Source organism: Mesorhizobium sp. IMUNJ 23232 (genome assembly GCF_044326205.1).
In the GTDB taxonomy this organism is placed as follows: domain Bacteria; phylum Pseudomonadota; class Alphaproteobacteria; order Rhizobiales; family Rhizobiaceae; genus Kumtagia.
The window spans coordinates 1-18,389 of sequence record NZ_JBIRCY010000040.1 but is presented as its reverse complement, the minus strand read 5'-3'; the positions used below and the strand labels follow the sequence as shown (position 1 = coordinate 18,389).

17 protein-coding genes are annotated in these 18,389 nt (G+C 64.7%); 7 read left to right on the top strand and 10 right to left on the bottom strand.

What is annotated here, in order from left to right; translation table 11 throughout:
• Positions 1-45 precede the first annotated feature (45 nt).
• Together ACH196_RS25100 and ACH196_RS25095 are read right to left on the bottom strand one after the other, a co-directional pair.
• Positions 46-360: a type II toxin-antitoxin system RelE/ParE family toxin gene (locus tag ACH196_RS25100; protein ID WP_396649659.1), complete on the bottom strand. Its 315-nt coding sequence runs from the start codon at positions 358-360 to the stop codon at positions 46-48.
• A complete protein-coding gene (locus ACH196_RS25095) occupies positions 360-623 on the bottom strand; it encodes a CopG family ribbon-helix-helix protein (RefSeq protein ID WP_396649658.1) in 264 nt (87 codons plus the stop codon). Before ACH196_RS25095 ends, ACH196_RS25100 begins: the two co-directional genes overlap by 1 nt.
• A 147-nt stretch (positions 624-770) precedes the next feature.
• Between ACH196_RS25095 and ACH196_RS25090 the strand changes: the two genes are divergently transcribed.
• Complete coding sequence (locus ACH196_RS25090; protein ID WP_396649657.1) at positions 771-1,811, top strand: phosphatidylglycerol lysyltransferase domain-containing protein; 1,041 nt, start codon at positions 771-773, stop codon at positions 1,809-1,811.
• Here ACH196_RS25090 and ACH196_RS25085 read toward each other — a convergent pair.
• The 5 genes from ACH196_RS25085 to ACH196_RS25065 all read right to left on the bottom strand — a co-directional run bounded on the left by ACH196_RS25085 (position 1,808) and on the right by ACH196_RS25065 (position 7,615).
• Complete coding sequence (locus ACH196_RS25085; RefSeq protein WP_396649656.1) at positions 1,808-2,893, bottom strand: AbrB family transcriptional regulator; 1,086 nt, start codon at positions 2,891-2,893, stop codon at positions 1,808-1,810. The two genes, ACH196_RS25090 and ACH196_RS25085, sit on opposite strands and share 4 nt — an antisense overlap.
• 64 nt (positions 2,894-2,957) lie before the next feature.
• On the bottom strand, positions 2,958-3,245 hold the full coding sequence (locus ACH196_RS25080) for a MoaD/ThiS family protein (RefSeq protein WP_396649655.1): 288 nt from the start codon (positions 3,243-3,245) through the stop codon (positions 2,958-2,960).
• A gap of 18 nt (positions 3,246-3,263) precedes the next feature.
• The gene (locus ACH196_RS25075) at positions 3,264-4,346 is read right to left on the bottom strand and encodes a WD40/YVTN/BNR-like repeat-containing protein (RefSeq protein ID WP_396649654.1); all 1,083 of its coding nucleotides are present in this window, start codon (positions 4,344-4,346) and stop codon (positions 3,264-3,266) included.
• A gap of 170 nt (positions 4,347-4,516) precedes the next feature.
• The gene (locus tag ACH196_RS25070; RefSeq protein WP_396649653.1) at positions 4,517-5,425 is read right to left on the bottom strand and encodes a cation diffusion facilitator family transporter; all 909 of its coding nucleotides are present in this window, start codon (positions 5,423-5,425) and stop codon (positions 4,517-4,519) included.
• A complete protein-coding gene (locus tag ACH196_RS25065; protein WP_396649652.1) occupies positions 5,426-7,615 on the bottom strand; it encodes an anthranilate synthase in 2,190 nt (729 codons plus the stop codon).
• Between the two features lie 371 nt (positions 7,616-7,986).
• On the opposite strand from ACH196_RS25065, the gene ACH196_RS25060 reads away from it, so the two are divergent.
• Positions 7,987-9,156, top strand: coding sequence for a diguanylate cyclase domain-containing protein (locus ACH196_RS25060; RefSeq protein WP_396649651.1), 1,170 nt, complete (start codon positions 7,987-7,989; stop codon positions 9,154-9,156).
• A 21-nt stretch (positions 9,157-9,177) separates the two neighbouring features.
• Here the strand turns inward: ACH196_RS25060 and ACH196_RS25055 are convergent, their stop codons facing one another.
• Together ACH196_RS25055 and ACH196_RS25050 are read right to left on the bottom strand one after the other, a co-directional pair.
• Positions 9,178-10,230, bottom strand: coding sequence for a succinylglutamate desuccinylase/aspartoacylase family protein (locus ACH196_RS25055; protein ID WP_396649650.1), 1,053 nt, complete (start codon positions 10,228-10,230; stop codon positions 9,178-9,180).
• A 136-nt stretch (positions 10,231-10,366) separates the two neighbouring features.
• On the bottom strand, positions 10,367-12,565 hold the full coding sequence (locus ACH196_RS25050; RefSeq protein ID WP_396649649.1) for an esterase-like activity of phytase family protein: 2,199 nt from the start codon (positions 12,563-12,565) through the stop codon (positions 10,367-10,369).
• A 227-nt stretch (positions 12,566-12,792) separates the two neighbouring features.
• Between ACH196_RS25050 and ACH196_RS25045 the strand changes: the two genes are divergently transcribed.
• The 4 genes from ACH196_RS25045 (at position 12,793) to ACH196_RS25030 (ending at position 15,933) form a co-directional block, all read left to right on the top strand.
• On the top strand, positions 12,793-13,563 hold the full coding sequence (locus ACH196_RS25045; protein ID WP_396649648.1) for an isocitrate lyase/phosphoenolpyruvate mutase family protein: 771 nt from the start codon (positions 12,793-12,795) through the stop codon (positions 13,561-13,563).
• A gap of 90 nt (positions 13,564-13,653) precedes the next feature.
• Complete coding sequence (locus tag ACH196_RS25040) at positions 13,654-14,502, top strand: alpha/beta fold hydrolase (protein WP_396649647.1); 849 nt, start codon at positions 13,654-13,656, stop codon at positions 14,500-14,502.
• A 61-nt stretch (positions 14,503-14,563) separates the two neighbouring features.
• Positions 14,564-15,349, top strand: a complete 786-nt coding sequence (locus ACH196_RS25035) for an SDR family NAD(P)-dependent oxidoreductase (RefSeq protein ID WP_396649646.1) — start codon at positions 14,564-14,566, stop codon at positions 15,347-15,349.
• Between the two features lie 29 nt (positions 15,350-15,378).
• On the top strand, positions 15,379-15,933 hold the full coding sequence (locus ACH196_RS25030; protein ID WP_396649645.1) for a sugar O-acetyltransferase: 555 nt from the start codon (positions 15,379-15,381) through the stop codon (positions 15,931-15,933).
• A gap of 70 nt (positions 15,934-16,003) precedes the next feature.
• Here the strand turns inward: ACH196_RS25030 and ACH196_RS25025 are convergent, their stop codons facing one another.
• Positions 16,004-17,350, bottom strand: coding sequence for a glucoamylase family protein (locus tag ACH196_RS25025; protein WP_396649644.1), 1,347 nt, complete (start codon positions 17,348-17,350; stop codon positions 16,004-16,006).
• Between the two features lie 387 nt (positions 17,351-17,737).
• On the opposite strand from ACH196_RS25025, the gene ACH196_RS25020 reads away from it, so the two are divergent.
• A partial coding sequence (locus ACH196_RS25020) for a hypothetical protein (protein WP_396649643.1) occupies positions 17,738-18,389 on the top strand: 652 nt, incomplete at its 3' end.

Below are 18,389 nucleotides of genomic sequence, written 5' to 3'. Positions count from 1 at the left end.
GGCGGCGGAGGCAAGGGGATGAAGATTGCCGATTATGGCGTCGCATCACTCCTCCTCGAAATCAAAGTCCCGCTCAATCTCCAGATATGGATCTTTTTGGCGGCCGTGCCGCATGTTCAGGACATGCACCTCCGTGCCTCTGATCTCATAGTCGAGGACATAGTCGTCCACGACGAGGCGGCGAAGGTCTCTGATCGGTAGGAACCGCTCGGCGCCTGCCATCGGAAAATCAGCCAGCAGTCTTGCTGCATCCCGCATTCTGAGTATTAAGCGCTTTGCGGCCGAGTTGCTATGCCGCCGTAAATATGCCTTCTCGGTCACCAGAAAGTCTCTGACTCTCCGAGAGATGACGACTTTCATCAGGCCGCATTGCTTCTTGCTTCGGAATCCAATTCGTCGAGGACGTCGTTCAGATCGTAAGAATCGCCCTCGGCAATCTGTCGTTGTCCCTCGGCGGCGTGCAGGATGTCTCTGCCTTCCGATGCCATATAGGCTTTCATGGCGCGAACCATCACCCAACTGCGGCTGCGTTCGGTGATTTCTGCAATCGCCTCGATCTCCGCCAACAGGTCGCGCGGGAGACGAAGGGTTACAGGATCGGAAAGCTCTCTTTGATTTGACATCGTTTTTCCTTTCTTTTGTAATACAGGATAACTATGTTCCCACTGTGATACAAGCGCATCCGCCGACCGACGCTTGATGTCCGCCCGCTATCGGACTATCTGCGGCACGCGCGGCATGGCCGCCTCCGAAAAAGTTCGAGCCCAGCCTTGCCCTCTTTGCGAAGAAGTTTTGATGCCCTGGTGGAGCGCCGCACGGCGTCGATCCCGACCGTCGCGCTGGCGTTGGACGAGCGGCTGGCGCTGGCCGGCCGGCATGGCGATTTTTCGCTCGCCTACTCGACGGCGGTGCAGGACGACCTGTCCTATTTCGGCGATGCCTCCGGCTACATCGCCTTCGGCCGCAAGATGGGCAGCGCGGTGGCGCTCGCCGACCCGGTCGCGGCGCCCGCCGAGCGGACGGACCTCATCCGACGGTTCGTCGAACAGGCGCGCGATCCCTGTTTCGTGCAGATTGGCGAAGCCAGCGCCCGCGTGCTGTCTGGGCTCGGCTACAAGGTCAACCGCATGGGCATCGACACGCGGTTGACGCTGACGCCCAAAACTTTCGCCGGCAGCCGCAACGAGACGGTGCGCTATTCCGAGCGCTGGTTGCTCAAGAACGGTTTTTCGATCGTCGAGGACGACGGCAGCGGCGCCCATGCCGCCGAGATCAAGCAGCTTTCCGATGCATGGCGGGCGCAGCGCATCGTCAGCCACCGCGAGATGCGGTTTTTGAACCGGCCGTTCCGCTCGCAGCTCGGAAAGGGCATGCGCCGCTTCATGCTGCTCGACCCGCAAAAGCAGCCGGTCGCCATCCTGGATTTCGATCCGATCGTCGAAGACGGCGAACTCGCCGGCTACACCACCTCGTTCAAGCGCAAGCTGCCGGGCATTACCTCGCATGCCGAGATCGGCCTGACCAAATTCGCCGCCGACCGACTGCACGACGAGGGCCGCAAATTCGTCACGCTCGGCCTGTCGCCGCTCGCCGGCATGAAGGAGAGCGGTTTTCCGGAAAGCCGCCTCATGCTTTCATCCATGCAGCGTTTTTACCGCTCGCCCTGGATCAACCGCCGCATCTTCAACGTCGAGGGCCAGGCGGCGTTCAAGCGGCGTTTCCATGGCGACGAGGAGCCGGTCTATATCGCCTTTCGCCGCCTCTCGCCCTTCCAGATGCTGGCTATCCTCAGGCTCAGCAAGGCGTTCTAAGGTTTTATGCCGCGGGCGACGAAGCGCACCAGCGCCGGTCCGAACAGCAACACGAAGATCAGCCGCGCCGATTGCAGGGCCATTACCAGCGACAGGTTCACATTGCTTGCGGCGGTGGCGATGATGGCGACCGAATCCAGGCCACCCGGGCTGGTGGCGAGGTAGGCGGTCAGCGGGTCGATGCCGAGTTCATGGCTGAGCAGCCAGGCGATGGCCCCGCAAAAACCCATCAGCAAGAGGATGGACAGCATGACCTGCGGTAGCACGCGCAGCGCGTTCCATACGACGGCCCGCGTAAAATTCAGCCCGATGGAACAGCCCACCACGATGTAACTCGCGGCCTTCAGCCATTCGGGAATCTGGAAGGGAACATCTGCGCCGAGATGCAGCGCGAGCGCGATCAGCGCCGCGCCGATGAAATAGGGCGAGGGCAGGCGCAGCAGTTTTCCGATCCTGCCGGCGACTGCCGCCACCAGCAGGGTTGCGGCCAGCGCCGGCCAGTCCAGCGGCGGGAACCAGGCGCGTTCGGGCGCGACCATCGCCGACGGGTCGACCCAGAGCCGCGCCACGAAGGCGGCGGCCAGCGTCACCATCACCACCCTGAGATACTGCATGAAGGCGACGAGCCTTGCGTCGGCGCCGAAAGCTTCGGCCATCAGCACCATGGCCGTAGCGCCGCCAGGCGCCGAGCCCCAGACGGCGGTCGACCCCGGCAGGATGCGCAGCCGGCTGATCGACCAGCCGAGGAAGCTGGAGGCCAGCAATGTGGACAGCACCGAGATCAGGATGATCGGCCAGTCGCTGGCGAAGGAGGAAAAGACTTCGACCTGGATGGAAGAGGCGACCAGGCAGCCGACGACCGCCTGGCCAAGTCCGAAGACCGGGCGCGGCACGCGAATGGTCGCGCCCCCGGTGCCGGCCACAATGGCAATGAGCATTGGCCCGATCAGTAGCGCCGCCGGAAAGTCGATCGCATCCAGCGCGCCGCCGAGCGCCGCCGCAAAGATGATCAGCACCAGCCACTGCGCCAGTGATGGCAGTGTTGCTAAGGGTCCTGGAGACGGCGCGGGCGGGGAGGCCATGGCTTCCTTCTAGCGCCGCGCTTCCGTCGCTGTCAGCCCCGCAACGGAAGTTTGTTGCGGCTCTCTACCCCCCGCTGATCGCCGTCAGCACAAAAACTTCCGTGCCCGGTTCCAGCTTGGTCTCCAGCTTCACCCGCTCCCCATCGACAAAGACGTTGATGTGTTTTCGGATCGCCGGCGTGGTGTCGCACAGCCGGTCGCGCATGCCCGGCCAGCGCTCGTTCAGCGCGTCGATCATCTCGCGGACGGTGCGCGCCTCGACCTCGACGCGCCGCAGCGAGCCGGGAAACAGGTCGACCAGCGGCCCCGGCAGCCGCACCCTGACGCAGGCGCTTTCCCGTATGCGGTCCATCTCGCTACCCCAGGCCGCCTACCGGTCGACGACCAGCGTCTCGACCGAGAGCACCGTCGGCAGGTGCTCGGCGATCGGCATCCAGCTCTCGCCCTCGTCGGCGCTGGCATAGACCGAGCCCGAACTGGTGCCGAAATAGACGCCGGCCCGCTCGTGCCGGTCCGTCGCCATCGCCTGGCGCAGGACGCCGAAATAGGCATTGTGCTGCGGCAGGCCATCGCGCATGTCCTGCCAGCTCTTGCCGGCGTCGCGAGTGCGCCACACCGCCGCCTTGGCGTCCGGCACGTAGCGGCCGGCGGAATCGCCGTTGAGCGGCAGCAGGAACAGCGTGTCGGGATCGCGCGGATGGGCGGCTGCCGGGAAGCCGAAGGTCGAGGGAAGGCCGGCCTCGATGCTCTGCCATTCCTTGCCGCCGTCCTCGCTGACATACATGCCGCAATGGTTCTGCTGGTAAAAGCGCTCACCGCCGCCGGGAGCCATCACCACGCAGTGCACGCACTGGCCGAATTCAGGGTATCTCTGGTCATCGGGGTTGAAGTCGGCGCGGGTGCCGCGGTTGCGCGGTTCCCAGGTCTTGCCGCCGTCGGCGGTATGGAAGACGCCCGCCGCCGACACGCCGATCCAGATCTTGTCCTCGTCCTCCGGATGAACCACCAGCGAATGCAGGATCAGCCCTGCACCGCCCGGCTGCCAATGCTCGCGCGTCGGATGTTTTTGCAGCCCCTCGATATGCGACCATGTCTGACCGCCGTCTTCGCTGCGGAACAGGCCGGCCGGCTGCACGCCGGCATAGAGGCTGCCATTGTGGGCGGCGAGGCTCCACACCGCTTTTACCGGTTCCTTGCCTTCCTCATAGGCGAGCCCTTCGCTGGAATGCGTCCAGCTCTTGCCGAAATCGGTGGATTTCCACACGGCCGGGCCGAACCATTCATTGCCGCCGCCAGCATAGATCGTGCCGGTGCGCGGATCGGCGACGACATGGTTCATCGGCCAGGTCTCGCAGAACGGCCCGCTCAGCATCCAATCCTTCCGCGCCGCGTCGCTCTCGGCGATGAAGGCGCCTTTCTTGGTTCCCAACAGCACAAGGGTTTTCTGTGTCACGTCGACTTCCTCCGCGCGATGACAGCGGCCGTCGTCTCCAGTCGGGCCGCGAAAGCGATGGCCATTGCCTCGCTCGTACAGAGCGAGGACGAAGGACGGCGTTCAGAGCCGACATCGCCTTGTCAAAGTTTAGCGCTTTTTTCGATCCGGCGCATTGGCGCCGAAAGCCGTCAGGCGAACGGCACCGCGGCAGTGCCAAGCGGTAGTTTCGCCTCATCGTCCGGCTCGACATGGATCAGCACGCGCACCGACGGGATTTCTGCCTTCAGCGCTTCCTCGATGCGGTCGCAGATGACGTGGCTCTCGCGCACTGCCATTTCACCGTCGACGATCAGGTGGAACTCGATGAAGGTTGCGCGGCCGGCGGTACGTGTCTTGAGGTCATGGACCTCCAGCGCTCCCTTGGAATTCGCCGAGATGATGTCGCGGATGTGCATGTTGTCTTCCAGCGGCACCGCCTTGTCCATCAGGCCGCTCATCGAGCCGCTGATCACATGCCAGCCCTGGTAGAGGATGTTGAGAGCGACGAGGATCGCCAGCAGCGGGTCGAGGATGCTGTAGCCGGTCAGCACGACGCCGACGAGGCCGGCAATCACGCCGAGCGAGGTCACGACGTCGGTCATGATGTGCCGGCCGTCCGCGACGAGCGCCGGGCTCTTGTCCTGCCGGCCCGTGCGGATCAGAATCCATGCCCAGCCGGCGTTGATCAGCGCGGCAAAGCCGTTGATGGCAAGGCCCTCCCACGGCTGTTGCAGCGGCTGCGGACGCAGCAGCGCCTCCCAGGCGGCCGCAACAATCATCAGCGCGGCAAGCACGATCAGCACGCCTTCCAGCACCGCCGAAAAATACTCAGCCTTGTGGTGGCCGTGCTGGTGGTCGCTGTCGGCAGGCTTGTGGCTCACCTGGATCGCCCAATAGGCGGCGGCCGAGGCAATCACGTTGACGATCGATTCCAGCGCGTCCGAATAGAGCGCGACCGAGCCGGTGATCAAAAAGGCGAACGCCTTCAGGCCGAGCACGCCGAAAGCGACGATGATCGACCAGAAGGCGAGGGTGGCGACGCGCTGCTTGGAGGGCAATTAGGCCGCCTTTTCCTTTGCCTTGCGGGGCAGGTGCGCGACGACATTCTCGATCATGCGCATGCCGGCGTTCTGGCCGAGCGTCATGATCGATTCCGGATGGAACTGCACCGCGGCGATCGGTTCCTTGCGGTGTTCGAAGGCCATGATGACGCCGTCCTCGGTCTCGGCGGTGACGATGAAGTCATCAGGCAGCCGCACCGGATCGGCGAAGATCGAGTGGTAGCGGCCGACCGTCACTTCCTTGGGCAGTCCGGAGAAGATGACGCCCGGCTTCGACACGCGGATGCGCGACGGTTTTCCATGCATGGGGATGTGAAGCTGGCGAAGTTCGCCGCCATAGGCCTCGGCCAGCGCCTGCAACCCCAGGCAGACGCCGAAGATCGGCAGGTCGCGCTGGCGCGCCTTCTTGATGGTGGCGGCGCAGTCGAAATCCTTCGGCGTGCCGGGGCCGGGCGAAAGCACGACGAGGTCGGGCTTCAGCCGGTCGAACAGTTCTTCCACCACCGGTGTGCGCACGGTCGAGACATTGGCGCCGGTCTGCCGGAAATAATTCGCCAGCGTGTGCACGAAGGAATCCTCGTGGTCGACCAGCAATATGTTCACGCCGTCGCCGACGCGGGCGGCGCTACGGTCGCCGGCGGCGGCGTTGCCGGCCTTGGCGTCTCTGATGGCGGAAATCATGGCGGAGGCCTTCAGTTCGGTTTCGGCTTCTTCTTCCTCGGGAACGCTGTCGAACAGCAATGTGGCGCCGGCGCGCACCTCGGCGATGCCGTCCTTGATGCGGATGGTCCTGAGCGTCAGGCCGGTGTTCATGTCGCCGTTGAAATGCACCATGCCGATCGCCCCGCCATACCAGGCGCGCGGGCTTTTTTCGTGCTTCTCGATGAAACGCATCGCCCACAATTTCGGCGCGCCGGTGACGGTGACGGCCCAGGCGTGGCTCAAAAAGGCGTCGAAGGCGTCCATGCCTTCGCGCAGCCGGCCCTCGATGTGGTCGACCGTGTGGATGAGGCGCGAATACATCTCGATCTGGCGCCGGCCGATGACGCGCACCGAGCCCGGCTCGCAGACGCGGCTCTTGTCGTTGCGGTCGACGTCCGAGCACATGGTCAGCTCGGATTCGTCCTTCTTGGAATTGAGCAGTTTCAAAATCTGCTCGCTATCCGAGATGGCGTCCTCGCCGCGCTTGATCGTGCCGGAGATCGGGCAGGTCTCGACGCGCCGGCCGTTGACCCGCACGAACATTTCCGGCGAGGCGCCGATCAGAAACTCGTTCTCGCCGAGGTTGATGAAGAAGGAATAGGGCGAGGGGTTGATCAGCTTCAGCCGCCGCGAAATGTCGGATGGCAGGGATTCGCAGCGTTCGTAGAACATCTGGCCGGGCACGACCTCGAACAGGTCGCCACGCCTAAAACTCTCCATCGCTTTCTTCACCAACTCGGCATATTCGCCGGGCTCGTGATCGGCGCGGGGCGGGATACGGTCGGCCGTCCTGAACGGCTCGGCCTCGCTGTCGCGCGGCAGGCCGACGGTATCGAAACCGCTGCCGGAATAGTCATAGCGGTCGTGCCACGCCTTGGCCGAGTGATGGTCGACGACGAGGATTTCGTCGGGGAGATAGAGCACGAGGTCGCGCTGGCTCTCCGCTCTTTTCAGGGAGAGATCGACCGGGTCGAACTGGAAGGCAAGGTCGTAGCCGAAGGCGCCGTAGAGGCCGAGGTTGGAGTCCTGATCGGTGTGGAACAAAGCGGTGACGGCGCGCAGCACCGTGAACACCGAGGGCACGCGCGAACGCTCCTCCTCGGTGAAGACGCGTCCGGGCTCGGCGATCTTCAACGCCAGGCGGCGCTCCGTCGTCTGGGTCAGCGTCACGTCCTTCAGCGGCAGCAGCGTGCGCGCAATGATGGGCAGCAACACCTCGCCGCGGCTGTTCAGCGCCTCGATGCGCATCGAGCGGCCGCGCGCCGAGATAACCAGCGGCGGATCGATCACCGCCGTGTCCCAGCGCGTGTAGCGGCCCGGATATTCGTAGTTCGACGAGAACACCGCGCCGCGCCGGCTGTTCAGGCCGTCGACGTAAGCTTCTATCGCGCCCTTGTAGGGCGTATCATGGCGTTGCCGGACGATGGTTATCCCGCCCGACGTCACGAATTTCTCGGCACCGTTGTCGAGGATCTCGACCGACATTTTCTTCTCCATCCGTTCGCCGCGCCGAGGTCCGGATAGGCATCAAAAACAAATGGCCGCCCGGACTTCTCCTGCGGCCACTCCCTCTTTCACGCGCACGCGTCTCGGCAGGCCGCTGTCAGCTAGCCCACCACCAAATGGTCTTGATCGAAACCATGCACATGAGCGACTCCATAGCGGCGAATGGGGGACGGGGCAAGCGGATTCCGGTCGGCGGAAGCAGCCGCGCCCAAGCCGCCCGTTCGGGCCGTTCGACCCCAGTGTGACTGGCCAAATCGCCGGTTTGCATCGATATTTCGTGATGCAGCTAAAGCAAACTTAACGGTTCGGTCACACTAGGTGAGGCGGGGGCTTGGGGTCGGATACGGCCGATGAGCATTCGTGACTTCCAGCCGCGCGTGGCGCAACTCGTACCCGCGGCTTTCGACTGGCTGTCCTCTGCGCCGACGCGCGAAAGCGCGAAGGTGCGCGCGCGCCTGCTCGATACTCTCTGCGACCGCAAGGCCTTCATCCTGTTCGGCACGCTGAGCGTCGTGATGCTCACCGTGTCGGCAGCCGTGCTCACCGGCAAGATGTGGCCATGGTTCTGGCTTGTTGCCGATTTGTTGCTGCTGGTGTTCCGGCTACGCACCATCGACCTGTGTGAGAAGGCGAAGGCCGCCCGCCTGCCGCCGCCGGTTCGCGGTCTTATGCTGGGAGGTGCCGCCTGGTGTCTGCTGCTTGGAGCCGGCTGCGCCGCCTGTGTCATGAGCGGGCATGCCGGCCTGTTGCTGCTGGCCGGTGTCAATGTGGCGGCCGTTATCGGCGCTATTTCCTCGCGCAACGCGGCGACGCCGCGCTATGCGGTGCTGGCGATAGCCTTGGTCAGCTTGCCGTTTGCCGTCTCAACCATCTTCTCGCCGGTTCCCGGCGCCTTCCTGGCCGGCCTGCAGTTTCCGCTGCACATTGCCGGCATCGTCATCATCATCGTGCGCAACTACGAGAGCCATGTCCGCCTGGTGCGTGCCGAATTGCGCAATCGCCAGCTTGCCCGCACGGACCCGCTCACCGGCCTGCCAAACCGCGCGGCTCTGAACGAGGCCCTGGGCGCACATTGCGCGGCGCTTTCGGCGACGGGCCTGCACAGGCAGCAAAATTTCGCGGTGCTGAGCATCGACCTTGACGGGTTCAAGGCAGTCAACGACCAGCACGGGCATGCGATGGGGGATTCGCTGCTGACCATGGTCGCCGACCGGCTGCAGCGCGGCATCCGCCCGCGCGACCAGGTGTTCCGTCCGGGAGGCGACGAGTTTGTGGTGGTCATGCCCGAGGCCTCGTTCGAGGAGGCGGACTATGTTGCACGACGGCTGATCGAGAAACTGTCGCTGCCGTTCCAACTCAGATCCGGGGACCTGGCTGAGGTCGGCACCAGCGTCGGCAGCGCCTTTGCGCCGCAGGACGGCATGACGCCGGACGCCTTGCTGGCCCACTCCGACCACGCGCTTTACGTGGTCAAGCGCTCAGGCAAGGGCCGCCACATGCAATATGCGGCGGCGCTTTGAGCCCCCGTCGACCACGCATCCTCAATCCTCCAGCGCGCCTTGCCGGGCGCTAGCGCTTGGCGCGTCGCCGACAAGTTTCACCAGATCGTCGCCGGCATAGGTCGAGCGGCGAAAGACGCGGGTCAGGATATAGCCCGCCTGCGGGGCGAAAACGTCGGTCGAGCCGCCTTCCTCGCCTGCCGCATGTACGATGGTCGCCAGCCGGTCGCCTCTGTTGACGTGGTCACCAGGCTTGACGTCGAACAGAATCGCCCCTGCGCGCGGCGCGGAGACCATCTCGATGTTCTCGATCGGCGCGACGAGGCCGGCGAAAGAATCGACGCGCGGCAGTGCCTCGTCCTCGATCACGCCGCGCGCCACCAGCAGGCGGTAGAGCCCGTCGGCGTCGGAGTGCGCCAGGGAGCGGTCGACATCCAGCAGGCCACGATATTCGACTGTTGTCACCGCGCGCCGCGTCAATCCGGCTTCATCCGCCGGCATCTGGAGATAAGGATGCAGCGAGGCCTCGTCAAAGGACGCTCCGGACGATCCTTCCCACAGGATCACGGCGGCCACGCCCATCGCCGCCGCGCAATCTTCCATGCCCGGCCACAGCGCCTTCGGCAAGTAGAGATAGGCGACGCCCTCGTCGTCGCAGTGCAGGTCGAGCACGATCTCGTGGCCCATCGACAGGTTCAGCAGGCGATGTTTCAGGCGCTGGTCGACGGTCACGCCCTCGTCCCGCAGTGTCGAGGCATCCGGCCTTTCCAGCAGCGGAAAATCGCGGTTGAAATTGGTACGCGTGCCGAGGTGGAAGCGGCCCTGAACGGCGCCGAAGTGATATTGCGCCCGGCCGACCGGATTGGCGTGCGGCACGAGCGTGATCGGACCGCGGATGCGGCCCTCGGCTTCCGCCTGCCGCAGCTTCGGCATCAGCGCGTCGATGGCGACGGTTCCCGGCAGTTCGCCGGCATGCAGGGCGGCTTGCAGGTAGGCTTTCGGCGCATGAGGGTCCGTACCTTCGAAACGAAAGACGGGAAAGCTGTAGGTGGCGCCCTCGGTGTCACCGGCGATGGTTTCGATGGTCTTTTGCATGATGTCACCCGATGAAGTTGGGTGACAATGGCTGGTCCGGCGGAGGCTCGCAACGGCAGCGCCTCGCGATCGGCTGGGCCAGCCGGTAATAGTGAAGGGGAGGGCGGCGGCCAAAACCGCCGCCCTCCAAACGCGATCAGTTCACCGCGGCGATGTTGCCGAGGCGCAGGAACAGCGTCTCGCCTGAAGAATCGTCGACGCCGTCATTGTCGGTGACGACGAAGGCGTTGCCGGCCGCGTCGATGGTGAAACCCTCGACCTTGTCGACGACATAGCCGTTGGTCGCGACCTTCAGGTCGGGGATCAGGTCGCGCACCTTGGTCTTCTCGACCACCGGCAGCGTGCCGTCGAGCGCAACCGGCTTGAACGCGTCGAGCGAGACCGAATAGAGGTTCTTGGCCTTCGCCGCGCCGCCGATCAGATTGTCGCGCTCGATCAAGTAGAGTTTTCCGTCGTAGGCGGTGATCTCGGACAGGCCCATCCAGCCGGCTTCGGTGGCGTCGAGCGGATAACGCACGGCGGACCATTCCTTGGCCTTTGGCTTGTAGGCCAGCAGTTTTGTCTGGCCCTTCGGGTCGTCCTTCCACTCGCGCTGCACGGCCATGACCAGCGTCAGGTCGTCGCCGGAACCGATCGTAGTGATGCCTTCGAGGCCGAAGCGGGTCTCGCCGGCGAGAAGTGCTGCCGGGAAAGCGATCTCCTTGTCGATCGCGCCCTTTTCGTCGACATGCAGTACGGCATGCGGCGTCAGCTTGGCAGCGTCGCCCTCATTGGCCAGCCAGAAGCCGCCTGCACCGTCGGCGACGAGGCCTTCGAGGTCCAGCTTCTGGGCCGGATGGCCGGCGCGCGTCACGATGGTCTTGCCGGTGATCAGCGCCGGCGTCTGCGTGGTGTCGATGGTGAAGATGGTCGGCGCGCCGGTGTAGACCGAATCCGACACCGCGTAGAGTTTGCCGGCGGCGGTCGGATCGGCGGCAAGGCCGGAGAGCGCGCCCCAGCCGAGCGGCGTGCCGTCTTCCTTCGGTGCCGCGGCAATCATCGGATAGGCGGCGGGAGCCTCAGTGCGCTCGTAGATCATGACGTGCGATCGGGCCAGCCCATCCTCGCCGAGATCGGTTTCGTTGGCGGTGACCAGAAGGTTGCGCGCGGGGATGGCGACTAGGCCCTCCGGACCGATGCCGGACGGCAGCACCTGCACGAATTCCGGCACCGCGCCGGTGTCCTTGTAGACGCCGACCAGCGAGCCGCGCTCGGAGGCGACGAAGAACAGTTTTTCATTGCCGAAGCTTGCCGCCTCAAGACCTTCCGGCTCGTTGCCCTTCTTGTTGCGATGTTCGGGATAGTGGCCGACCCTGGCCACTTCGTATTCGAAAGCCGGGCCGGATTCGTAGACGACCTCGCCGCCCTTGTTGAAGATGGTGAAGCCGCGCGTGCCGCCCTTGTAGTCGCCCTCGTTGGCGACGACGAAGCGGTCGTTGTCCAGCCACTTCACCGCATCGGGCTCGCGCGGCGTCGACTTGACCTTGCCGTCGAAGGAGAAGGCGCCGTCCTTTTTGGTGTCGACCTTGTCGAGTTCGACCGAGCCGGCCGAGAAATGCTTGAGAATCTTGCCGGTCGCCGCGTCGACGATGGCGATGTGGTTGTTCTCCTGCAGCGTCACCGCGATCTCGCCGGCCTCGTTGAAGGCGACGAACTCCGGCTCCGGATCTTCCGGCGCGACTTCGGCGATGCCGGTCAGGTCGACCGTCTTCATACCAGCGCAATCCGGCACGCCGTCCTTCAGCGACAGGATCTTCAGATTGCCGGCGGGCATCTGCGGGATCGCGCCGTCGTTGACGTCCTCGTCGCGCTCATTCTCGATGGCGATGGCGAGCCAGGCCTTGTCCTTGCTGACGGCGACCGAATCCGGCTGGCCGCCGAGGTCGCAGGTAGCCTCGACCGTCTTGCCGGCGAGATCGATGACCGACAGGTTGCCGGAGGGATCCGCCTTCGACTTGGAGGTGTTGACCGCGGCCAGGATCTTGCCGTTTTCGATCAAGACGGAGGTCGGCTCGCCCTCGACCTTGACATACCCGCCGGCCTTCGGCGCCTTCGGGTCGGTGATGTCGATGATGCCAACGCCGCCATGCGGGCTGTCGGAATAGACCAGCGTGTTGCCGTCCTCGCTTGCCGAGATGATCTCGGACGACGTCGGCGAGGCGCGCTCCGCCTCCGGCAGGTTTTCGGCGACCGCGAAGGTGGCGACGCGGTTGAACATCATGTCGGCGTGAGCGGGCAGAGCGGCGGAAGCAAGCAGCGTTGCGGTCAGCGCAAGCAGGCGCGATTTTCTGGACATGGGACCCTCTCCTTCATCTGAAATCCATGCCTGCTTTGCGCAACGCGTGTTGCAGCGGGATGAAGGATCGATGACGGTTTGATGACGCTTCCCTGCACCTGTGATGTCTCGCTGATCTGGCCCAGTTCCGCGAGGCTTCCAGTGCGTTGACAAGGGAGCCGGAACGTCGATTGATCGTGTCCCTCGAAAATCTCGCGACGCTCCGTCCAATCAACCCGAGACCCGCCATGACCGATCAAACTCAGCACGCCCGCACCTTCCAATCCCTGCATGTCAAAGGCGACCCGGTCGTGCTCTACAACGCCTGGGACCCGGGCAGCGCGCAGGCGGTAGCCAAGGCCGGCGCGAAAGCCATTGCCACAGGAAGCTGGCCGGTGGCCGCCGCCTTCGGCTTTGCCGACGGCGAAAAAATTCCGCTGGATCTCGCGCTCGACAATATTCGGCGCATCGCTGCTGCCGTCGACCTGCCGGTCACCATGGATCTGGAAGGCGGCTACGGCGTCGAGCCCGCGGCCGTCGCGGCGACGGCGGTGCGGGCGCTGGAGGCCGGTGCGATCGGCTTCAACTTCGAGGACCAGATCGTCGGCGGCAGCGGCCTCCACGACATAGGCGTCCAGGTGAAGCGGATCGCCGCGATCAGGCAGGCGATCGAGGCGGCCGGCACTCCGGCTTTCATCAATGCCCGCACCGATATTTTCCTGAAGGCCAAGCCTGACGAGCATAGTACCGAACTGCTGGACCGGGCGATCGAGCGCGCCCGCGCCTATGAGCAGGCGGGCGCCAGCGGGTTCTTCGCACCCGGCCTTGGCGACGAGCGCCTGATCGAAAAATTGTGCAAGGAGGTCGCGCTGCCGGTGAACATCATCGCGCTCGCGCATGTGCCGCCGCGCCAGCGGCTGGCGGAACTCGGCGTGGCGCGTATCAGCCACGGGCCGGTGCCGTATCGCAAGATGGTGGCCTGGCTGGAGGAGCAGGCGCGGCAGGCGATCTCCGGCTAGGTCTGCATTCGAAGGACAGGGCGGCGGCGGTCTCGCGTTGACAAAGTTGCCGGAAAGTCGGTTGATCGGCTCCTGCCCAGGAGGACAGCAATGTACGCCGCTCTGAAAGCGCTCGCCCTTGCCATGATTTTGGTCTTTGCTGGTCCCGCGCTCGCCGAGGAGCGCTGGCAGACCCTGCCCGAACCCGCGCCCATGCCGAAGCCAGCGGAGAGCGGCTATGCTGACGTCAACGGCATTCAGATGTTTTACCAGGTGTTCGGCTCCGGCGAGCCGGTCCTGCTCATCCATGGCGGCCTGGGGCACGGCGACATCTGGTCGGCGCAGATCGTCGATCTCGCCAGAGACCACAAGGTGATCGTTCCGGACAGCCGCGGGCACGGCCGCTCGACGCGCAACGCCGAGCCGTTCGGCTACGACCTCATGATGTCCGATTATCTTGCGTTGCTCGACCATCTCAAGGTCGACAAGACCGCGCTGGTTGGCTGGAGCGATGGCGGCATCATCGGCATCGACATCGCCATCAACCATCCGGAACGGCTTACCAAACTGTTCGCGCATGCCGCCAATGTGACCACGGACGGGATCAGCCCGTGCGTCGACCAGAACCGGACCTTCGCCGCCTATATCGTGCGCAGCGGCGATGACTACAGACGGCTGTCGAAGACGCCTGACGAATACGAGGCTTTTGTCGAACAGATGGGTCACATGTGGGCAACGCAGCCATCATGGACCAGGCAACAACTCGCCAGAATCAAGGTGCCGACCACGAGTGTCATCGGCGACCATGACGAGGCAATCGTGCGCGGGCACTCGGAAGACATCGCGTCGATGATCCCCGGCGCCAAGCTGGTGATCCTCGAAAACGCCAGCCATTTCGCCATGCTCCAGGACCCGGAGGGTTACAACAAGGCCGTGCGCGATTTCATCGACGCGAAATAGACAGGTTTTCCGCACGGTCTTTCCGGCGAAACCGGCTCCTCACCAGCACAGGATTTTTCCAATGGCCGCTTCCCCCTCCCGCCTCATGATACCCGATCTCGCCGGCAAGGTCGTGCTCGTCACCGGCGGCTCGACCGGCATCGGCGCGGCGCTGGTCGAGGCCTATGTCGCGCAGGGCTGCCGCGTCGGCCTGCACTACAATGCCAGCCACGACGTCGCGCTGGCGCTCGCCGCGCGGTTCAACGATGGCGGCGGCAACGTCTTTCCGGTGCGGGGCGACTTTTCCGTCTCCGCCGACGTCATCCGGGTGGTCGAGGACACGGCGGCGCAGTTCGGCCAGCTCGACGGACTGGTCAACAATGCTGGCGGCATGCTCGGCCGCGTGCCTTTTTCCGAGATGACGGACGAGCAATACGATAAGGTCATGGACCTCAACGCCCGCTCGGTGGTCACCGCGACGCGCGCGGCGATCCCGTGGCTGAAGAAACGGGGTGGCTTCATCGTCAACACCTCGTCGGTCGCCGCCCGCAACGGCGCCGGCCCCGGCGCCGGCATCTACGGCTCGGCAAAGGCCTTCGTGTCGAACGTCACCCGCGGCATGGCCAAGGAGCTTATCGGCCACGACATCCGCGTCAACGCCGTGGCGCCCGGCCTGATCCTGACGCCGTTCCACGAGCGCTATTCGACGGCCGAACAGATCAAGGCCGGCATCGCCGGCATTCCGCAGGGTCGCGCCGGCACAGCGGAGGACTGCGTCGGCGCTTATCTCTTCCTGTCGTCAGCCCTGCTCAGCGGCTACGTCAGCGGCCAGGTGATCGAGGTCAATGGCGGGCAGTTGATGCCGTAAGCGCCGGCAATCGCCATCGGATGACGCGCATGGCGCCGAGCGAACGCGAAAAAATGGCGGCGGGCGCGTGGTATGTCTGCCTCGATCCCGAACTGGAGGCGTTGCGGGTGATCGCCCGCGACGCCGTGTTCGAGCACAATTGCCTGCCGCCGCGCGGTCGCGGCGACATCGGCCCGGCGCTGGCAAGGCTGCTGAAAGCAGGCGAGGGCGCCCGCATCGAGGCGCCGTTCCACTGCGCCTATGGCTTCAACATTACACTCGGCGACGGCGTCTTCCTCAATGCCGGCTGCGTCATCCTCGACACCGCGCCCGTCAGCATCGGCTCCGGCACGCTGATCGGCCCTTCGGTGCAGATCTACTGCGCCGAACACCACAAGGGCGCTGCCGAGCGGCGCGCCGGGCTGGAGATCGCCCGGCCGGTGGAGATCGGCGAGAATGCCTGGATCGGTGGCGGCGCGATCATCCTCGGCGGCGTGCGCATCGGCGCAAACGCCATCGTCGGCGCCGGCTCGGTCGTCACCCGCGACGTACCCGACGGCGCGACGGTCGCCGGCAATCCGTCGCGGCTGATCGGAGGCAAGTGACGGCGCGTTGCCGTGCGAAGGCGCTCGTCGCCGAATGCCAGCCATAGACCTGGCCCCGCGCCGGTCTCCTTCAGCTACCGCTCCCGTCATCCAGCCAGCCGCCAGAAAAACCGGCGATTCGAAGACCGTCGACGATCGGCTTGCAGCGCCGCATCAGCGTCCACAGGAAGTCGGAGCGATAATTCTCGATCATCAGCGCCATCGGCCCCTGGTTGATGGCGATGGTTTCCGGCGCGATCCATCCCGCCCGATGGCCGCAGCCGACGCCGAAGGTGGGATTGAAGCTGGAGGTGAAACCATAGGGGCATGCGGCGCGCAGGCCGATATCGTGGAAATGGCGCAGCGCCGGAAGCACGATCTCTGGCGCGAAGGGCAGCGAGGTGGCGGCCGCCCAGGGCGACAGCGTGCCGTCGTCGGGTCCGTCCGGAATGCCGCGCGCCAGATAATCGTAGAAGCGCCGCCGGACCCCGTGGATGCGCCTTTGCGCCGGTCCGGGACCGTCGCTCGCCGTTATGCCCCAGCAGTTCTCGCCGTAGCCGACAAAACCGTTGGGATTGCGGATGGCATAGGCGCGCTGCGCATAGGTGGCGCGGCGGCTGTTCTCGAAATAATCGATGCCGTGCCCGCGCATGAAATCGTCCTGGATGCCGCGAAAGTCGATCCAGATATGCGAGAGCTGATGGATGAACAGGGGATCGGCGTGCAGATACTGCTGGTCCTCGACCGTGCGCCAGCGAAAACTTCTGAGATAGGCATGGTAGGCGTGAAGCGACAGCGGATGCGTGGGCGAGGCCAGGCCCAGCACATGCATGATGATGGACTCGTCATAGCCGTGCCAGCGATATTTCAGGAAGCGGCTGCGCGGTTTCCAGCCGAGCGCGACGGTCTCGCCGCCATTTTCCGCCCAACGCCAGTCGACACGCCGGTAGAGCGCGTCGGCAAGCTCGCGTATCTCCGTCTCCTCCCCGTCGGGCTCGTCGAAATAGCAAGCGGCGGTCAGCGCGCCGGCGATCAGGATCGCCGTATCAATGGTCGACAACTCGCAGTTCCAGACCCGCCGGGCGGTATGCATGTCGAGGAAATGGTAGAAGAAACCGCGATGGCCGCTGCAATCCTCGCGCGTGCCTTGCGGCAGTTGCCAGAAGAAACGCAGCGTCGTCAGCGTGCGGGCGCGCGCTTCGGCGCGGCTGAGGTAGCCGCGGGCTACACCGACGGGATAGGCCGTCAGCGCCATGCCGACAGCAGCGATGCTGGCGGGCGCGCCTTCGTGGTCGCGGTCGGCGACGAGCCCGTTTTCCGGATTGGTCTCCTTGACGAAATAATCAAAAGTGTCGCGCTGCAACGAGGACAGCATTGCCTCGTCGCCCGGATGGAAGTGCGCGTCGGCGGAATCGATTGCTTCGGAATTCTTCAGCATAGGCAGGCGGTCTGCTCGGGACGGTGGCTTTCTGGAAGCGACGAGCATCCATGCTGACAGGTGCAAGTCAAGCAGGTGGCCGCTCGCCGTTTTGTCGACCTTGTCGCCCCTGTGGTCATGCTTGTTGCGCAGGAATCGACGAAGGTAGCGGCCAACTCTCTGTTTCCGCTCGGTTTTACAAGCATGACATTGTTTTCGAACGGCCTCGCGCCCGGCCCGGGAAGCGGGCTGCCACTTCTCGGAAATCAAACCTTTTCAATGTGTTGCGCTGAGAACGTGATGGCCGCTTCGCCTTTCCGCTGTTGTGAGGATTATTTTCTTAGGATACTTGCGTTTGTTCCCTATATGTTCCATATTGGATGCCGGCCTTGTCCGGAGGAGGCGGCATTGGAGTTTGGAGACGCGAGTACGACAATCGAGCGATACCGGCAGGCGCTGAAGCACATTCTGTTGATGCTTGTCGGCATGGCCGAGATGGGTTTCGGCAGGCCGCTGTCGCTGGTGCTTGGCGAAGCCGCTGTCGCTCCGAGATTGGGACGGGCCGGAAAGCCAGGGAGAAACAAGCCACCGGCGGCGCTCTGCCTGCCCCGCCACCTCTACCGCGCCATTCTTCTGCTGCTGCGCCCGGCCGAATCCGCCGCCCGGCGGCTGATCATCGCAACGGCGCAAGGCATCGTGGTGACGCTGCCGCCGTTTCGCCCGCGAAAGCTCAAGCCGAAGATTGCCGACACGGTGGCCGCCATGCGCCGCCTCGGCCTTGCCGTCAACCTGTCGAAGGCAGACTTTGCCCGCTATGAAGCCGAACGGAAAGTCGCCGAACGGCGCGCCGCCAGGCCGCGTGGACAAAACCTTTCGCTGCTCGATGCACTGAAATATCCGTTCCGCATCCGCCGCAAATATGTGCCGGCGCACGCCGTGCCGCGCATCCGGTCGCTCGACGACGACGCGCCACGCATCCCCCTGCCGCCGCCGCCGTCGCGCGACGATCCGATCAATGCGGCAAAACTGACGCTCAGGCTGGATGCGCTGGCCTCAGCGC

What these genes read in the sequence shown, in the direction of transcription:
- ACH196_RS25100 (WP_396649659.1), bottom strand. Translation starts at nt 360, where the DNA reads ATGAAAGTCGTCATCTCTCGGAGAGTCAGAGACTTTCTGGTGACCGAG.
- ACH196_RS25095 (WP_396649658.1), bottom strand. Translation starts at nt 623, where the DNA reads ATGTCAAATCAAAGAGAGCTTTCCGATCCTGTAACCCTTCGTCTCCCG.
- ACH196_RS25085 (WP_396649656.1), bottom strand. Translation starts at nt 2,893, where the DNA reads ATGGCCTCCCCGCCCGCGCCGTCTCCAGGACCCTTAGCAACACTGCCA.
- ACH196_RS25080 (WP_396649655.1), bottom strand. Translation starts at nt 3,245, where the DNA reads ATGGACCGCATACGGGAAAGCGCCTGCGTCAGGGTGCGGCTGCCGGGG.
- ACH196_RS25065 (WP_396649652.1), bottom strand. Translation starts at nt 7,615, where the DNA reads ATGTCGGTCGAGATCCTCGACAACGGTGCCGAGAAATTCGTGACGTCG.
- ACH196_RS25060 (WP_396649651.1), top strand. Translation starts at nt 7,987, where the DNA reads ATGAGCATTCGTGACTTCCAGCCGCGCGTGGCGCAACTCGTACCCGCG.
- ACH196_RS25055 (WP_396649650.1), bottom strand. Translation starts at nt 10,230, where the DNA reads ATGCAAAAGACCATCGAAACCATCGCCGGTGACACCGAGGGCGCCACC.
- ACH196_RS25050 (WP_396649649.1), bottom strand. Translation starts at nt 12,565, where the DNA reads ATGTCCAGAAAATCGCGCCTGCTTGCGCTGACCGCAACGCTGCTTGCT.
- ACH196_RS25045 (WP_396649648.1), top strand. Translation starts at nt 12,793, where the DNA reads ATGACCGATCAAACTCAGCACGCCCGCACCTTCCAATCCCTGCATGTC.
- ACH196_RS25040 (WP_396649647.1), top strand. Translation starts at nt 13,654, where the DNA reads ATGTACGCCGCTCTGAAAGCGCTCGCCCTTGCCATGATTTTGGTCTTT.
- ACH196_RS25035 (WP_396649646.1), top strand. Translation starts at nt 14,564, where the DNA reads ATGGCCGCTTCCCCCTCCCGCCTCATGATACCCGATCTCGCCGGCAAG.
- ACH196_RS25030 (WP_396649645.1), top strand. Translation starts at nt 15,379, where the DNA reads ATGGCGCCGAGCGAACGCGAAAAAATGGCGGCGGGCGCGTGGTATGTC.
- ACH196_RS25025 (WP_396649644.1), bottom strand. Translation starts at nt 17,350, where the DNA reads ATGCTGAAGAATTCCGAAGCAATCGATTCCGCCGACGCGCACTTCCAT.